Origin of the sequence: Pseudomonas sp. WHRI 8519, assembly GCF_040224055.2 — a bacterium.
GTDB classification, from domain to species: Bacteria; Pseudomonadota; Gammaproteobacteria; order Pseudomonadales; family Pseudomonadaceae; genus Aquipseudomonas; species Aquipseudomonas putida_X.
Map to the genome: position 1 here is coordinate 5,621,568 of NZ_CP167996.1, position 16,049 is coordinate 5,637,616.

Below are 16,049 nucleotides of genomic sequence, written 5' to 3' on the forward strand. Positions count from 1 at the left end.
ACGAGCCGCGAAGCACCCGGGCTCAGGCGCTGGTAAGCTGCAAACCGCGCCATTCAAAGGCAACCGGCGCCAGCACCTGGTCGATATTGGCTTCCTGCCACAACCGGGCCATGCTTTTACCCTCTCCCGGGTGTACCAGCTCGGGCGCCAGCAGCGCCAATGGCCATAGCACGAAAGCGTTCTTCAGAATCTCGGCCCTGGGCAATACCAGCCCATCGAATGTGCCATGCAGATCGTCATACATCAGCACGTCGATATCCAGCGGCAGGCCCTTGCGGTCGGGCGCGTAGCGGCCATTGTCAGCCTCGATGAACTTGAGCCGGCGGTCCAGCTCCATCAACCCAAGGTCTGTCTTGCCCGTCACCACGAAGTTGATGAATGGACCGCTCTTGATCCCCACCGGCTGGCTTTCGAACGCCGGAGAACAACGCAGGTCGCAGAGGATCGCCGCCAATGCATCGAGCCCGGCGCACAGGTGCGCATGGCGGTCTATGTTGCTGCCCAGGCCCAGGTAAACCGTGCTCAGAGACATCCGCGCTCGATCTCCACACCAACACCGCCACGGGCCGCAGGCACCGCGCCCGGCTTGGTCAGCTTGAGCCGCACCCAAGGGATGTGGAACTCTGCCATCAGGACCGCGACCAGCCGCTCGGCGAACGTCTCGACCAGCTCGAAACGCGCCTGCTCGGCAAACGCCTGGATACGCGCCGAAACACTGGCATAGTCCAGCGCCAGGTTCAGATCATCGCCAGCCGCTGCCGGGCGGTTGTCCCAGGCGAAACTCAGGTCCAGGCGCAGGCACTGGCGAATATCCCGTTCCCAGTCATAGGCACCGATGACGGTATCGACTTCCAGGCCTTCGATGAACACTCTGTCCAAGCACTTCTCTCCACAGCACGACAAGGGCGACTGGCGCCGTTAGAATCAGGGCGTCCTCGCCCGGAATAGTTAGCATGTTTTGGTTACTGGCGCTGCTCGCCTACCTGCTCGGCTCGCTGTCCTTCGCCATTGTCCTAAGCCGCCTCTCGGGCAGCCCGGACCCGCGCTCCTGCGGCTCTGGCAATGCCGGCGCCACCAACATGCTACGCCTGGCGGGCCGCAAAATGGCGATCCTGACCCTGCTTGGCGACCTGTGCAAGGGCTTGCTGCCCGTCATGCTGGCACGCCTGGCCGGGCTCGACCTGCAAGAGCAGGCCTGGGTAGGCGTCTGCGCGGTGCTCGGCCACCTGTTCCCAGTGTACTTCCGCTTCCAGGGTGGCAAGGGTGTGGCCACGGCGGCCGGCATGCTCATGGGCCTGTATTTCCCCGCCGCACTGCTGGCCATCGCCGCCTGGCTGCTGACGTTCTACCTCACCCGCACCAGCTCGCTGGCCGCGCTGATCGCCACACCACTGACCCTGCCACTGCTGGCCTGGCGCGAGCCAGCGGCCCTGCTGCCGATCAGCGTACTGACCGTGATGATCGTCTGGCGCCACCGCAATAACCTGCGCGACCTGCTAGCCGGGCGCGAACGCCACTTCTGACGCACGCGCAAGCGGTTTACAACGGTGGCAACTGCTCCATCGGCCAGCGTGCCTGCACGCTGATCGCCAGGTCCTGCTGCTGCCCGGCCAGCAACCGCTGGCAACCGGCGTAGGCGATCATTGCGCCGTTGTCGGTACAGAACTGGGGACGGGCGTAGTACACGTTGCCTTTGATACTGCCGAGCATGTCCTCCAGGGACGCACGCAATGCCTTGTTGGCGCTCACGCCACCGGCGATCACCAGGCGCTTGAGGCCGGTCTGCTTGAGTGCGCGCTTGCACTTGATGGTCAGAGTCTCCACCACCGCCTGCTGGAACGCCAGGGACACGTCGCAACGGGTTTGCTCGTTGTCGTCGCCAGCATCGCGGCACTGCTGCCAGGTGTTCAGGGCGAACGTCTTGAGGCCACTGAAACTGAAGGCCAGGCCCGGACGGTCAGTCATCGGCCGCGGGAACACAAAACGCCCCGCCACGCCGCGCTCGGCCAGGCGAGCGATTTCCGGGCCGCCTGGGTAATTGAGGCCGATCAGCTTGGCAGTCTTGTCGAACGCTTCGCCAGCAGCGTCATCCAGGCTCTCGCCCAGCAACTCGTATTGGCCGATGCCATCGACCCGAACCAGCTGGGTATGCCCCCCGGACACCAACAAAGCGACGAACGGAAACTGCGGAGGGTTCTCCTCAAGCATGGGCGCCAACAGATGGCCTTCCATATGGTGCACGCCGATCGCCGGGATATCCCATGCGAACGCCAGCGCCTGGGCACAGGAGGCCCCCACCAGCAGCGCTCCGACCAGGCCTGGGCCTGCGGTGTAGGCGATGGCGTCGATCTCGGTAGCCACGCAGCCCGCCTCGTCCAGCACCTGGCGGATCAGGGGCAGCATGCGCTTGACGTGGTCGCGCGAGGCAAGCTCGGGTACCACCCCACCAAACACGCGGTGCAGGTCGATCTGGCTGAACAGCGCATCGGCCAACAAACCGCGCTCGCTGTCGTATAATGCGACGCCGGTTTCGTCGCAGGATGTTTCCAATCCCAGTACTAGCATGGGCTCGTCCCTTGTGGGGGCTGATTTCGAAGCCGCGCATGATAGTCCCCGTGCCGGGTGCCGACCAGCGGTTTTCGATCAGAGGCTTTGCATTCCGGCTTGCTAAGGGTTAACATCCGCAACCCTTGAAAACCGACGTTCTCCAGCACACCTTTGTTTTGCCAGGAGCACGTCTACCCCGGTAATGAATTAAGGTAGCCCTGGATGCCAGCCGTCAAAGTTAAAGAGAACGAACCCTTCGACGTAGCTCTGCGTCGTTTCAAGCGCTCCTGCGAAAAAGCCGGTGTACTGGCTGAAGTTCGTAGCCGCGAGTTTTACGAGAAGCCGACCGCCGAGCGTAAGCGTAAAGCAGCTGCTGCTGTTAAGCGTCACGCCAAGAAAGTTCAGCGCGAACAGCGCCGCGCCGTTCGTCTGTACTAATACAGTACAGCCGTTCTACGCAAAGCTTCTGCCCTGCCCGGCTCACCGCCGGGCCGATGGCAGCGGTTTGTTTCAACCTTGAGCAGCTAGCTCAAGGCGTCCATCGCAACTTGCAATGGGCAAAGCGCATTACAACGTCAGAGCTGGTTCCGACCAGTCGTGCACGTCCTCACTGACGAGCCCCTGGTTGACCTGGAGGCTACCGACGAGCACACACTCCCTCGCACATCCCCTAGCAGCTCTTGCCCCAAACGGCGCGCTAGCGATTAGACTTGCCAGTTGCCAGATGACGAGACTGCCATGGCCGGGCTGATTCCCCAAAGCTTCATAGACGACCTGATCAACCGCCTCGACATCGTCGACGTGGTGAGTTCGCGCGTCCAGCTGAAAAAGACCGGCAAGAACTACTCCGCCTGCTGCCCGTTCCACAAAGAGAAAACCCCCTCCTTCACGGTGAGCCCGGACAAGCAGTTCTACTACTGCTTCGGTTGCGGCGCTGGCGGCAACGCCCTGGGGTTCGTCATGGACCACGACAACCTGGACTTCCCCCAGGCGGTCGAGGAGCTGGCCCGTGCCGCAGGCATGGAAGTACCCCGCGAGGAAGGCCGGCGCGGTCAAAAGCCGCGACAGCCAACAGACTCCCCGCTCTACCCGCTGCTGGATGCCGCCTCGGAATTCTACCGCCAGGCCCTGCGCAGCCACCCCACCCGCAAGGCAGCAGTGGATTACCTCAAGGGTCGCGGCCTGTCGGGGGAAATCGCCCGCGACTTCGGCCTGGGGTTCGCGCCACCTGGCTGGGACAACCTGCTCAAGCACCTGGGCGCGGACACCCTGCAACAGAAGGTGATGATCGACGCCGGCCTGCTGATCGAAAACGCCGAAAGCGGCAAACGCTACGACCGCTTCCGCGACCGGGTGATGTTCCCGATACGCGACAGCCGCGGGCGCATCATCGCCTTTGGCGGCCGCGTTCTGGGCGACGACAAACCCAAGTATCTCAACTCCCCGGAGACCCCGGTATTCCATAAGGGCCAGGAACTTTACGGGCTGTACGAGGCGCGCAAGCACAACCGCAACCTGGACGAGATCATCGTCGTCGAAGGCTACATGGATGTCATCGCCCTGGCCCAGCAAGGCCTGCGCAACGCCGTAGCCACACTCGGCACCGCCACCAGCGAAGAACACCTCAAGCGCCTGTTTCGCGTGGTGCCCAGCGTGCTGTTCTGCTTCGACGGCGACCAGGCCGGGCGCAAGGCCGCCTGGCGCGCCCTGGAGTCGACCCTCTCGGCACTGCAGGACGGGCGCCGCGCGCGCTTCCTGTTCCTGCCCGAAGGCGAAGACCCGGACAGCCTGGTGCGCGCAGAAGGCACCGATGCCTTCATGGCACGCATCAACCAGCACGCCCAGCCGCTGGCCGACTATTTCTTCGAGCAACTGAGCGTCGAGGCCGATCCGCGCTCGCTTGAAGGCAAGGCGCACATGGCCACCCTCGCTGCACCGTTGATCGAAAAAATCCCAGGCGCCAACCTGCGTCAGTTGATGCGCAACCGCCTGAAGGAAATCACCGGCCTCGACCCTCAACAGGTCGAGCAGTTGGCCCAGCAGGCGCCTGCCAGCAACAGCGTGCCGGACTACGACCCGGGCTACGACTACGATGCCATGGCCAGCTACACCCCCGACTATGGCGACATGCCGCAGCACGACTACGCCCCGGCGCAGCAGGAGCAGCAGTGGAAGCCAAACAAGGGGGGCGGCAAGAAGCCGTGGAGTGACAAGCCCTGGGACAAGAACCGCAAAGGAGGCAAGCCGTGGCAGCAGCGCGACGACGCCCCGCCACGCACCCCAGCACCAGTGGAGCCCCCGACCCTTGCGGCCTTGCGCACACTGCTGCACCACCCGCTGCTGGCCGGCAAAGTCGAGGACGCCAGCCATTTTGCCGACGAAGAGCACCTCTACAGCCAGCTGCTGGTGGCGCTGATCGAGGCCGCGCAAAAAAATCCTGGGCTAAGCTCAATGCAGCTGATCGCACGCTGGCACGGCACCGAACAGGGCCGTTTGCTGCGAGCCTTGGCGGAAAAGGAATGGCTGATCGTAGCCGACAACCTTGAACAACAGTTTTTCGACACTATAACTAGCTTGTCCGCCCGCCAACGCGAGCGCAGCCTGGAACATCTGCTCAGGAAAGCACGTCAAAGCGAGTTGAGCAGCGAGGAAAAATCTCAGCTTCTCGCCCTGCTGAGCCGGAATGTTCCCGCACAAACGCCGACCTCATCTGGCGCGTGAGGCCCATGCTCGGGTATAATCCTCGGCTTGTTTTTTGCCCGCCAAGACCTTCAGTGGATAGGGTGTTATGTCCGGAAAAGCGCAACAGCAGTCTCGTATCAAAGAGTTGATCACCCGCGGTCGTGAGCAGGGCTACCTGACTTACGCGGAGGTCAACGACCACCTGCCTGAGGATATTTCAGATCCTGAACAGGTGGAAGACATCATCCGCATGATCAACGACATGGGGATCAACGTATTCGAGAGTGCTCCGGATGCGGATGCCCTTCTGTTGGCGGAAGCCGACACCGACGAAGCCGCGGCCGAAGAAGCCGCTGCTGCGTTGGCGGCCGTTGAAACCGATATCGGCCGCACGACCGACCCTGTGCGCATGTATATGCGCGAAATGGGTACCGTCGAGCTCCTGACCCGCGAAGGCGAAATCGAAATCGCCAAGCGTATCGAGGAAGGCATCCGTGAAGTGATGGGCGCTATCGCCCACTTCCCGGGCACTGTTGACTACATCCTCAGTGAATACGATCGCGTGACCACCGAAGGTGGCCGTCTGTCCGACGTTCTCAGCGGTTACATCGACCCTGACGACAATATCGCCGCGCCGACCGAAGAAGTGCCGATCCCTGGCGCCAAGGCCGCAGCCGCGAAGGAAGAGGCCGACGACGAGGAAGAAAGCGACGACAGCAGTGACGATGAGGAAGAGACCGAAAGCGGTCCGGACCCCGTCGTTGCCGCCCAGCGTTTCGGCGCGGTATCGGATCAGCTCGCCATCACCCTCAAGGTGCTGAAAAAGCATGGCCGCAGCCACGCCGAGAGCATTGGCGCAATGCAGGCCCTGGCCGATCTGTTCATGCCGATCAAGCTGGTGCCCAAGCAGTTCGACGTACTGGTCGAGCGCGTTCGTGATGCCCTGGCCCGTCTGCGTCAGCAAGAGCGTGCCATCATGCAACTGTGCGTCCGTGATGCGCGCATGCCGCGTGCCGACTTCCTGCGCCTGTTCCCGAGCAACGAGACCGACCAGACTTGGAGCGGTGACCTGGCCAAGCGCAACACCAAATGGGCTGCCGCCCTGGGTGAAAAGGACGCCGCCATCGTTGCCTGCCAGCAAAAGTTGATCGACCTTGAGACCGAGACCGGCCTGACCGTTGCCGAGATCAAGGACATCAACCGCCGCATGTCCATCGGTGAGGCCAAGGCCCGCCGCGCCAAGAAAGAAATGGTCGAGGCGAACCTGCGTCTGGTGATCTCCATCGCCAAGAAGTACACCAACCGCGGCCTGCAGTTCCTCGACCTGATTCAGGAAGGCAACATCGGCCTGATGAAGGCGGTGGACAAGTTCGAATACCGTCGCGGTTACAAGTTCTCGACCTACGCCACCTGGTGGATTCGTCAGGCGATTACCCGCTCGATCGCCGACCAGGCACGCACCATCCGTATCCCGGTGCACATGATCGAGACGATCAACAAGCTCAACCGTATTTCCCGGCAGATGCTGCAGGAAATGGGTCGCGAACCGACCCCGGAAGAGCTCGGTGAGCGCATGGAGATGCCTGAGGACAAGATCCGCAAGGTCCTGAAGATCGCCAAAGAGCCGATCTCCATGGAAACCCCGATCGGTGACGATGAAGATTCGCACCTGGGCGACTTCATCGAGGACTCGACCATGCAGTCCCCGATCGATGTGGCCACGGTCGAAAGCCTCAAGGAAGCGACCCGTGACGTGCTTTCGGGCCTGACCGCACGCGAAGCCAAGGTGCTGCGCATGCGTTTCGGTATCGACATGAACACCGACCACACCCTCGAAGAAGTGGGTAAGCAGTTCGACGTGACCCGTGAACGGATCCGTCAGATCGAAGCGAAAGCGTTGCGCAAATTGCGCCACCCTACGCGCAGCGAGCACCTGCGATCCTTCCTCGACGAGTGATGACGAACCCCGGCCCAGGCCGGGGTTTTTCTTATGTGACAAAAGGTCGTGGCAAGTAGCTACCCTTCGGGGTGAATGCCCGTCTACACTCGAATTCAGACCACCTGAATACGAGGCTGCCATGCCGCCAATGCCGGCCATTCTGTTGCTGCTCCTGATCCTGTGGAACACAACGGCCGGCGCCCTGACCCTGACAGACGAGGAAAAAACCTGGCTCACTGCCCACCCGCAGTTGAAGCTAGGCGTCGACGCCTCCTGGCCACCGTTCGAATTTCGTGACCAGGAAGGCCGGTACCAGGGATTGGCCGCCGATTACATCGCCATGCTTCAGGAACGCCTGGGCGTGGCATTCAAACCGGTCGAACCCAGCACCTGGACCGAGGTGCTTCAACAGGCGCGCGAAAGCCGCATCGACCTTTTACCCGGCGTGATGTCAACTCCCGAACGCCAGGGCTATCTGGCCTTCACCCGCCCTTATCTGGATTTCCCCATCGTCATCCTGGCCCACGAAGGCGGCCAGCAACCCCGCACACTGAAAGACCTTTACGGCCTGAAAATCGCCGTGGTGGAAAATTACGCTCCACATGAGCTGCTGCGTACCCACCATCCCGATCTCAACCTGGTCGCCATGCCCAATGTAAGCTCGACCTTGCAAGCACTGGCCACCGACGAGGTGGATGCCGTGGTCGGCGACCTCGCCTCGAGCATCTGGAGCCTGCGCCAGCTTAAACTGGACGGCCTTTATGTCAGCGGCGAAACACCCTACCGCTATCAGCTGGCCATGGCCGCACCGCGTGACAAGAAGGTCTTGGTCGGCATCCTCGACAAGGTCATGGCCGACATGTCGAGTGACGAGATCAGGCAGATTCAGCAACGCTGGGTCGGCAATGTGGTCGATCAACGCTCGTTCTGGCACGACATGCTCATGTACGGCCTGCCCGCCGTGCTTTTGCTGATCGCCATTCTGGCCGTGGTGATCCGCATCAACCGCCGCCTCAGCTCGGAAATATCCAGGCGCATCGCCCTGGAACAGGAACTGCGCAGCAGCGAGTACCATTACCGTGGGCTGATCGAAAGCCTCTCAGCTATCGCCTGGGAAGCTGACGCCAATGACTTCACCTATAGCTACGTCTCACCCCATGCCGAAGACCTGCTTGGCTACCCCTTGCACGAATGGCTCAAACCGGGTTTCTGGCGCAGCATCCTGCACCCGGAGGATGCACTCTGGGCTCAGGCCTACTGCGAAAGTGAAACCGCAGCCGGGCGCGACCATAGCCTCGATTACAGGGTAATGCGTGCCGATGGCCACTCACTCTGGGTGCGCAATATCGTCAGCATGATCGAGCATGGCCACCGGCCTGTGATGCGCGGGCTTATGATCGACATCAGTGAAACCAAGCGCACCGAAGACGCCCTGCGCCTTTCGGAGCAGAAGTTCGCTTCGGTCTTCCAGCAATGCCCCGACATCCTGTTGATTGCACGCCACAGTGATGGGTGCCTGCTGGAGGTCAACGAAGCTTTCGAAGAGCAGATCGGCCTGACCCCAGGCCAAGTCGTTGGCCGCACCGCCACAGAGCTGAACTTGTGGGGTACGCAAGGTGCCGGGCCACTGCTGCTCGAACGCTTGCACCAAGGCGGCATCCGCAACCTGGAAATGAGCTTCCGGCGCAGCAACGGCCAATTGTTCACCGGCCTGACCTCTGCCGAAACCTTCGAGCTCGATGGCACCCTGGCCTTCGTCGTCGCGGTGCGCGACATCAGCCAGCTGAAGGAAACCCAACAGCAACTGCAAACCTCCGAAGAGAAATTTGCCAAAGCCTTCCACGCCTCCCCGGATGGCTTGCTGCTGTCGCGCCAGAGCGATGGCCTGCTGATGGAGGTCAACGAGGGTTTCTGTCGGCTGACCGGCTACGACCTGGACCCTGCCCTTGACCAGACGTCCTTCGACCTGGGCATCTGGGTCGACCTCAACGAACGCAAACGCCTGATCACTCAACTCGCCCGTGATGGTTTCGTGCGCGATTTCAGCTGCCATATCCGCCGCAGCGACGGGCAGATCCGCCTGTGCGAACTGTCCGCACGGCCACTGCCGATTGCCGGCGTCGATTGCATGCTGACCATCGCCCGCGATATCACCGAGCGCCACCTGATGCAGGAAAAACTGCAACTTGCCGCCACCGTCTTCGAAAACACCGCCGAAGGCGTTCTGATCACCGATATCGACCAGCGCATCAGCGCGGTAAACCGTGCGTTCAGCGAAATCACCGGTTACAACGAGACGGAAGCCCTGGGCCAGACCCCGCGCCTGCTCGCCTCCGGCCAGCACGACAGCGCCTTTTACGCGGCCATGTGGCATCAGCTCACAGCAGAAGGCCATTGGCAGGGCGAGATCTACAACAAACGCAAAAATGGCGAGCTTTACCCGGGCTGGTTGACCATCAGCGCCGTGCGCAACAGCGACCGCGAGATCACGCATTTTGTCGCCGTATTCGCCGATATCTCAAGCCTCAAGCATGCCCAGGCCAAGCTCGATTACCAGGCCCACCACGACCCGCTCACTGGCCTGCCCAACCGCGCGCTGTTCGAGAACCGCCTGCAGGCCGTGCTCACCTGCCCGCAAGCATCCAACCGCCAGGGCGCGGTGCTGTTCCTTGACCTTGATCGCTTCAAGCACATCAACGACAGCCTTGGCCATCCGGTCGGCGACCTGCTGCTCAAGGGCATCGCCCAGCGCCTCAAAGAGCAAGTGCGCGACGTCGATACCGTGGCGCGCCTGGGTGGCGACGAATTCATCATCCTGCTGCCGGGCCTGCACAAACCCAGTGATGCCAGCGCCATTGCCAACAAACTGCTGTCCTGCTTCAGCGCGCCCTTCCAGGCCGGCGAACACGAGTTTTTCACCAGTGCCAGTATCGGCATCAGCCTCTACCCTCAGGACGGCACCGACGTCGCCACGCTGATCCGCAACGCCGACGCCGCCATGTACCGCTCCAAAGCCAAAGGCCGCAACCGTGTCGAAGCCTACACCCGCGACCTCACAGCCCAGGCCAGCGAACGTATTGCCCTGGAGCACGAGCTGCGCCGGGCCATAGAGCGCAACGAGATGAGCCTGTGCTACCAGCCCAAGTTCAGCCTCAAGACCCAGACCTTGGTGGGCGCCGAAGCGTTGATCCGCTGGAGCCACCCCACCTTCGGCGAAGTGCCGCCAGAGCACTTCATCCACCTCGCCGAAGAGAACGGTACCATCCTGCAGCTCGGCGACTGGGTGCTGGAGCAGGCCTGCCGGCAGATGCACCAGTGGAAGAAGCACTACCAAGCCTTTGGCCCGCTGTCGATCAACCTCGCAGGTGCGCAGCTGCGCCACCATGGCCTGGCCAGGCGCATCGAGCAGTTGCTCAAGACCTACCAACTGAAGGCGGGCGACCTGCAGCTGGAAATTACCGAGAACTTCATCATGAGCCAGGCCGAAGAAGCCCTGGCCGTGCTCCACCAGCTAAAGCAGCTGGGTGTGCAACTGGCAATTGATGATTTCGGCACCGGATATTCATCCTTGAGCTACCTCAAGCGCCTGCCACTCGACATCCTCAAGATCGACAAGTCGTTCATCCGCGGTTTGCCGGACGACCCGCACGATGCAGCCATCGCGCGCGCCATCATCGCACTGGGGCGCAGCATGCAGTTGACCATCATCGCCGAAGGGGTGGAGAACCAGCCGCAGCAACGATTCCTGGCCGCAGAGGGCTGTGAACAGATCCAAGGCTATATCGTCAGCCTGCCGCTGCCACCCGATGATTTCGCAGCGACGTTTCTTCGCATAGCACTAACCGATCTTTCGGATGGCACGCTTTCGAAACCCTCGTTATAATCCGGGCACTTACTGAGGGCCTATAGCTCAGTTGGTTAGAGCAGAGGACTCATAATCCTTTGGTCCACGGTTCGAGTCCGTGTGGGCCCACCACCTTCAAAGCCGCGCACTGCGCGGCTTTTTTTCACCAGCAGTAACACCGTTCACTTGGAACTGGCCCTGCTCAGCCACCTGCTCACTGTGGCGATTCACGAATGGGGTCTGGGCCTCAGCTTCCACCCGATATTGAACATCCGCAAACCGGGCCCAGGCAAAGGCCGCGACCGGCGCTTGTCTGCAGAAGAAGCAGGCCGAGTAATCCAGGCTAAAAGGACAACCAGTCCGCTGCTCAATAATTGACGTAGCGTAGGTGCCTGTTCAAGCCCCGCCCCCTGCAGCTAAACCCAAGCCAAATGTATCGAGCACCGCTATACGATCATGGGGATGTGGTTATCCGCCCGCCTACTGCCTATAGGCTCAGTTGCCGTACGATCTTGGTCATTAATCCACAGATCACGCAGCTGGTTACATCCTGGCGAAATGAGCTGGGCGGCGAATACAACCCTAAATACAGGAACTGGATTTTCTCCCCTCAATCTCAGGAAGAAATACTGATACGCCTGCAAGAGCTGGAGCGACAACCCTGACCAGGTGCGCTGATCAAGCCACACAACCTGGCTTGAGCATTAGACAATGAGCCGAATAGCCGCCATTATCAGCTCAAACCATGAGCCGAATAAGCTCGCTAATCGGCTCACAGACGAGCAAGCCCATGAATGACCCCTTCTGGATCTGGCAGCAGCCCGACTGGCCAATCTTCACCTGGCAAACCGAACCACTTGCCCCACTGCTGCGCGCCTGCACTCAGGCCCAGGGACGCTTGCTCGGCATGCTCGGCGCTGTTGGTAGTGATACCGAGGCGCAGAGCAGCCTGGATGCCCTGCTACAGAACATTGTCACCTCATCAGCTATCGAGGGTGAGCAGCTGAATGTCGGCTCGGTACGCTCCTCCCTGGCAAGGCGGTTGGGCATCAGCGATGAAGGCCGAGTCAGCATGCGCTCCGAAGGCCTGGCGGAGTTGCTGCTCGATGCTACCAGCGCACACCAGCAGCCGCTTGACCAACAGAGGTTATATCGCTGGCACTGCTGGCTGTTCCCTAGTGAAGACAACCTGCTGGGTCCCCGGTTACGGGTTGGCACGCTACGCGGCGAAGAGCCTATGCAGGTTGTTTCTGGCCGGCTCGACCGCCCTACCGTGCATTTTGAAGCCCCTCCGCGCGCGGGGTTAGAAGAACAGCTCGCAGATTTCCTTGCCTGGTTCGGGAGCAGCCACAACGATGCCGGTCTCGACCCGTTACTACGCGCCGGCATTGCCCATTTCTGGTTCGTCACCCTACACCCATTCGATGACGGCAACGGCCGCCTTACCCGCGCCATTACAGATATGGCACTGGCCCAGGGTGAGCAGCAGGCTATCCGCTTTTACGCCATGTCGGCGAGTATCCTCGACGACCGCGCCGGCTATTACCGAGTCCTCGAAGCGAGCCAGAAAGGCAGCCTAGAAATCACAGCATGGTTGCAGTGGTTTCTAGGCACGTTACTCAAGAGCCTGGAGCAAGCCCTTACCCGCATAGACCGGGTACTGGCCAAGGCACGCTTTTGGCAGGCACATCGCACAGACTCGCTCCTGCCCGAACAAATCAAAGTACTCAATCGACTGCTCGAAGGCGGGGAGAAGGGCTTCGAGGCCGGTATAAGCGCTGCACAGTACCAGTCCGTGGCGCAGGTCTCCAAGGCCACCGCCACTCGGCATTTGAGCGACCTATTAGAGAAAGGCTGCCTACGGCGCCTACCCGGCGGAGGCCGCAGTACCCGCTATCAGATCAACCAGCCCGGCAGTCGCTTCTCTGGCATCGACACCGAGTAAACCAGGACCAACACCGACATCATCCAGAAACGCTGGAGCCTGTGCGACGTACTGCGCGAAGATGGCATCACGCGCTCAAGCATCCCGCCGTCGCGGCATGTGCCGCTGGCGCGGGTTGTAGAAGGTGCTATCGGAAGGAATGTCTTGAGTCACCAGAGACATGGCCCCGATGATTACGTTGTCGCCGATGCTGATCTGGTCAGCAATGATGCAGCTATTGGCACCGAGGCTGACGTTTTCGCCTATGCACAGCGAGTAATGGTCCAGGCCAAGGGTCTTGATGCCGACCGAGCAATTCTGCCGTATCAAAAAATTACGCCCGATGCTTACGTTGCCAGTGATCACCACACCTGGCAGATGGGCGATACGAAGGCCAGGGCCTATTTGCGCACCGATGTCGATATCCACGGCGTACTTGAGGTTGAGCCGCTGCTGCATGCCGCGGGCATATCGCCTGCTCAGGCCGCCGCGACCATCGAGGTACTGCGCCAGGCGATAGGCGAAAAGAAAGCGCAGCTTGTTGTCCTTGCGCGCTCGACGCAGCACGTTGCACAACAGGCTGATACGGCGTCCGGGCTTTTTCTTGTTGGAGACCTCCTGTCGCCAGCATTCCAGCAAGGTTTCGAAATTCACGACGTGGGCCCACTTGAATCAGCCACCCATGATGCCGCAATCAAGCCAGCCACGCATCAGCACTTTGTCTTGCCCTGGTCGCTACAGCCTGGCTAGGCTTGCAAGCCCACTGTAGAGACTCGCCATGTCGAATCCCCGCCAAATCGCCCTCGATGACATCGATCACCAACTGATCGCCCTGCTGCAGATCAATGCCCGCGAAAGCGTTGCCACCCTTGCCCGCCACCTGGGTATCGCTCGCACCACCGTCAACTCGCGCCTGGCGCGCCTGGAGAAGGGCAAAGTCATCACCGGATATGGCGTACGCCTGGGCCAGCGCCTGGCCGATGGTGGCTTGCAAGCCTATGTCGGGATCAAGGTGCAACCGCGTTCCGGCAAGGAGGTCGTGCGCCGCCTGGCTGCCATGGGGCAAGTGCAGCAATTGTGCGCGGTCAGCGGCGAGTTCGATTACGTAGCCTGGCTGCGCAGCGACTCGCCAGAACAACTGGACCAGTTGCTGGACCAGATTGGCAGCGTAGAAGGCGTGGAGAAGACCACCACCTCGATCATCCTCAGCAGCAAAGTGGACCGCGGCCAGCCCGTCTAGTTGGTAGCAGTGCAGGCGCTAAGCATCAATCGTCAAAAGTATTGATACACATGTCGTTATGACAAATAAAACGCCAATACGACGACGCTTTGCATCTTAATTACGAACACCCGTCGCCCTAAAATGACCACCAGGCATCTCCTATACTCAGGCTCCGCCCCTGCGCAGCCGCTCTGGCAAGGTCACTGCAATGAACAAGAAAAACCGCCACCCGGCCGACGGCAAGAAACCCATCACCATCTTCGGCCCGGACTTCCCGTTCGGCTTCGACGACTGGCTGGAACACCCGGCAGGGCTGGGCAGCATTCCGGCTGATCGCCACGGTGAGGAAGTCGCTATCGTCGGTGCCGGCATCGCAGGCCTGGTGGCGGCCTACGAGCTGATGAAGCTGGGGCTCAAGCCTGTGGTGTATGAGGCCTCGAAGATGGGTGGCCGACTGCGCTCGCAGGCCTTCAACGGCACCGACGGAATCATCGCCGAGCTCGGGGGCATGCGCTTTCCAGTGTCCTCCACCGCCTTCTACCACTATGTCGACAAGCTGGGCCTGGAAACCAAGCCCTTCCCCAACCCACTGACTCCGGCATCCGGCAGCACGGTGATCGACCTGGAAGGCCAGACCTACTACGCCGAAACAGTCAGCGATTTGCCCAAACTGTTCCATGAAGTGGCCGATGCCTGGGCCGACGCGCTGGAAAGCGGCGCGCAGTTCGCCGATATCCAGCAGGCGATCCGCGATCGCGATGTTCCGCGCCTCAAAGCATTGTGGAACAAGCTGGTACCGCTGTGGGACGACCGCACCTTCTACGACTTCGTCGCAACCTCGCGCTCGTTCGCCCAACTGAGCTTCCAGCACCGCGAGGTGTTCGGCCAGGTCGGCTTCGGCACAGGTGGATGGGACTCGGACTTCCCCAACTCGATGCTGGAAATCTTCCGGGTGGTGATGACCAACTGCGACGACCACCAGCACCTGATCGTCGGCGGTGTGGAGCAGGTACCACAGGGCATCTGGCGCCATGTACCGCAGCGCTGCGCCCACTGGCCCGAGGGCACCAGCCTGAGCGCGCTGCATGGCGGCGCACCGCGCACTGGGGTGAAACGCATTGCCCGCGCAGCCGACGGGCGCCTCGCGGTCACCGACAACTGGGGCGACACTCGCCATTACGGCGCCGTGCTCGCCACCTGCCAGAGCTGGTTGCTGACCACCCAGATCGATTGTGAAGAATCGCTGTTCTCGCAAAAGATGTGGATGGCCCTGGACCGCACCCGTTACATGCAGTCGTCGAAGACCTTCGTCATGGTCGATCGGCCGTTCTGGAAGGACAAAGACCCGCAAACCGGCCGCGACCTGATGAGCATGACCCTCACTGATCGGCTCACCCGCGGCACCTACCTGTTCGATAACGGCGACGACAAGCCGGGCGTGATCTGCCTGTCCTACGCCTGGATGAGCGACGCCCTGAAGATGCTCCCGCACCCCGTGGAAAAACGCGTGCAGCTGGCCTTGGATGCACTGAAGAAGATCTACCCCAAGACCGATATCGCCGGGCATATCATCGGCGACCCGATCACCATTTCCTGGGAGGCCGACCCGCACTTCCTCGGTGCCTTCAAGGGCGCACTGCCCGGCCACTACCGCTACAACCAACGGATGTACGCGCACTTCATGCAGCAGGACATGCCCATCGAGCAACGCGGGATATTCATCGCCGGCGACGACGTATCGTGGACCCCGGCCTGGGTCGAAGGGGCGGTGCAGACGTCGCTCAATGCGGTGTGGGGTATCATGAACCACTTCGGTGGCCAGACCCATCCGGACAATCCAGGCCCGGGCGATGTGTTCGACGAAATCGGGCCAATCGCCCTGGCAGACTGA

At 61.3% G+C, this 16,049-nt stretch carries 12 protein-coding genes, 1 tRNA gene and 1 pseudogene; 10 read left to right on the forward strand and 4 right to left on the reverse strand.

The window, feature by feature from the left end:
* Window positions 1–22: 22 nt before the first annotated feature.
* Together folK and folB are read right to left on the reverse strand one after the other, a co-directional pair.
* Window positions 23–532: a 2-amino-4-hydroxy-6-hydroxymethyldihydropteridine diphosphokinase gene (gene folK / locus ABRP30_RS25800; protein WP_241807062.1), complete on the reverse strand. Its 510-nt coding sequence runs from the start codon at window positions 530–532 to the stop codon at window positions 23–25.
* Window positions 523–879 carry a dihydroneopterin aldolase gene (gene folB / locus ABRP30_RS25805; protein ID WP_241807061.1) on the reverse strand — a complete coding sequence of 119 codons (357 nt, stop codon included), beginning with the start codon at window positions 877–879 and terminating at the stop codon, window positions 523–525. Before folB ends, folK begins: the two co-directional genes overlap by 10 nt.
* A gap of 74 nt (window positions 880–953) precedes the next feature.
* On the opposite strand from folB, the gene plsY reads away from it, so the two are divergent.
* On the forward strand, window positions 954–1,523 hold the full coding sequence (gene plsY, locus ABRP30_RS25810) for a glycerol-3-phosphate 1-O-acyltransferase PlsY (RefSeq protein WP_267819226.1): 570 nt from the start codon (window positions 954–956) through the stop codon (window positions 1,521–1,523).
* Between the two features lie 16 nt (window positions 1,524–1,539).
* Here plsY and tsaD read toward each other — a convergent pair whose 3' ends face one another.
* On the reverse strand, window positions 1,540–2,565 hold the full coding sequence (gene tsaD / locus ABRP30_RS25815) for a tRNA (adenosine(37)-N6)-threonylcarbamoyltransferase complex transferase subunit TsaD (RefSeq protein ID WP_241807059.1): 1,026 nt from the start codon (window positions 2,563–2,565) through the stop codon (window positions 1,540–1,542).
* Window positions 2,566–2,769: 204 nt separating this feature from the next.
* Here tsaD and rpsU point away from each other — a divergent pair, with 204 nt between their 5' ends.
* The 7 genes and pseudogenes from rpsU to ABRP30_RS25850 all read left to right on the forward strand — a co-directional run bounded on the left by rpsU (window position 2,770) and on the right by ABRP30_RS25850 (window position 12,957).
* Window positions 2,770–2,985: a 30S ribosomal protein S21 gene (rpsU, locus tag ABRP30_RS25820; protein WP_003255575.1), complete on the forward strand. Its 216-nt coding sequence runs from the start codon at window positions 2,770–2,772 to the stop codon at window positions 2,983–2,985.
* Window positions 2,986–3,285: 300 nt separating this feature from the next.
* A complete protein-coding gene (gene dnaG / locus ABRP30_RS25825; RefSeq protein WP_349976501.1) occupies window positions 3,286–5,268 on the forward strand; it encodes a DNA primase in 1,983 nt (660 codons plus the stop codon).
* A 67-nt stretch (window positions 5,269–5,335) separates the two neighbouring features.
* Window positions 5,336–7,186 (forward strand): RNA polymerase sigma factor RpoD, encoded by a 1,851-nt coding sequence (rpoD, locus tag ABRP30_RS25830; protein ID WP_241807057.1) that lies wholly within the window; start codon window positions 5,336–5,338, stop codon window positions 7,184–7,186.
* Between the two features lie 121 nt (window positions 7,187–7,307).
* Complete coding sequence (locus tag ABRP30_RS25835) at window positions 7,308–11,051, forward strand: EAL domain-containing protein (RefSeq protein ID WP_349976502.1); 3,744 nt, start codon at window positions 7,308–7,310, stop codon at window positions 11,049–11,051.
* 16 nt (window positions 11,052–11,067) lie between these two features.
* Window positions 11,068–11,144: transfer RNA gene (locus ABRP30_RS25840), tRNA-Ile, on the forward strand.
* Window positions 11,145–11,177: 33 nt separating this feature from the next.
* Window positions 11,178–11,381 (forward strand): annotated as a pseudogene (locus tag ABRP30_RS25845) (site-specific integrase); the annotation flags it as partial.
* A 421-nt stretch (window positions 11,382–11,802) separates the two neighbouring features.
* Complete coding sequence (locus tag ABRP30_RS25850; RefSeq protein ID WP_349976503.1) at window positions 11,803–12,957, forward strand: Fic family protein; 1,155 nt, start codon at window positions 11,803–11,805, stop codon at window positions 12,955–12,957.
* A 75-nt stretch (window positions 12,958–13,032) separates the two neighbouring features.
* Here ABRP30_RS25850 and ABRP30_RS25855 read toward each other — a convergent pair whose 3' ends face one another.
* Window positions 13,033–13,590, reverse strand: coding sequence for a serine acetyltransferase (locus tag ABRP30_RS25855; protein WP_267819235.1), 558 nt, complete (start codon window positions 13,588–13,590; stop codon window positions 13,033–13,035).
* Between the two features lie 124 nt (window positions 13,591–13,714).
* Here ABRP30_RS25855 and ABRP30_RS25860 point away from each other — a divergent pair, with 124 nt between their 5' ends.
* Both ABRP30_RS25860 and ABRP30_RS25865 read left to right on the forward strand, forming a co-directional pair.
* Window positions 13,715–14,176: an Lrp/AsnC family transcriptional regulator gene (locus ABRP30_RS25860; protein ID WP_012316578.1), complete on the forward strand. Its 462-nt coding sequence runs from the start codon at window positions 13,715–13,717 to the stop codon at window positions 14,174–14,176.
* A 190-nt stretch (window positions 14,177–14,366) separates the two neighbouring features.
* The gene (locus ABRP30_RS25865) at window positions 14,367–16,049 is read left to right on the forward strand and encodes an NAD(P)/FAD-dependent oxidoreductase (RefSeq protein WP_349976504.1); all 1,683 of its coding nucleotides are present in this window, start codon (window positions 14,367–14,369) and stop codon (window positions 16,047–16,049) included.

Bases quoted from the DNA above. Each gene is read 5' to 3' on its own strand.
- ABRP30_RS25860 (WP_012316578.1), top strand. From the start codon at position 13,715: ATGTCGAATCCCCGCCAAATCGCCCTCGATGACATCGATCACCAACTG.
- tsaD (WP_241807059.1), bottom strand. From the start codon at position 2,565: ATGCTAGTACTGGGATTGGAAACATCCTGCGACGAAACCGGCGTCGCA.
- ABRP30_RS25850 (WP_349976503.1), top strand. From the start codon at position 11,803: ATGAATGACCCCTTCTGGATCTGGCAGCAGCCCGACTGGCCAATCTTC.
- ABRP30_RS25835 (WP_349976502.1), top strand. From the start codon at position 7,308: ATGCCGCCAATGCCGGCCATTCTGTTGCTGCTCCTGATCCTGTGGAAC.
- folK (WP_241807062.1), bottom strand. From the start codon at position 532: ATGTCTCTGAGCACGGTTTACCTGGGCCTGGGCAGCAACATAGACCGC.
- ABRP30_RS25865 (WP_349976504.1), top strand. From the start codon at position 14,367: ATGAACAAGAAAAACCGCCACCCGGCCGACGGCAAGAAACCCATCACC.
- rpsU (WP_003255575.1), top strand. From the start codon at position 2,770: ATGCCAGCCGTCAAAGTTAAAGAGAACGAACCCTTCGACGTAGCTCTG.
- rpoD (WP_241807057.1), top strand. From the start codon at position 5,336: ATGTCCGGAAAAGCGCAACAGCAGTCTCGTATCAAAGAGTTGATCACC.
- plsY (WP_267819226.1), top strand. From the start codon at position 954: ATGTTTTGGTTACTGGCGCTGCTCGCCTACCTGCTCGGCTCGCTGTCC.
- dnaG (WP_349976501.1), top strand. From the start codon at position 3,286: ATGGCCGGGCTGATTCCCCAAAGCTTCATAGACGACCTGATCAACCGC.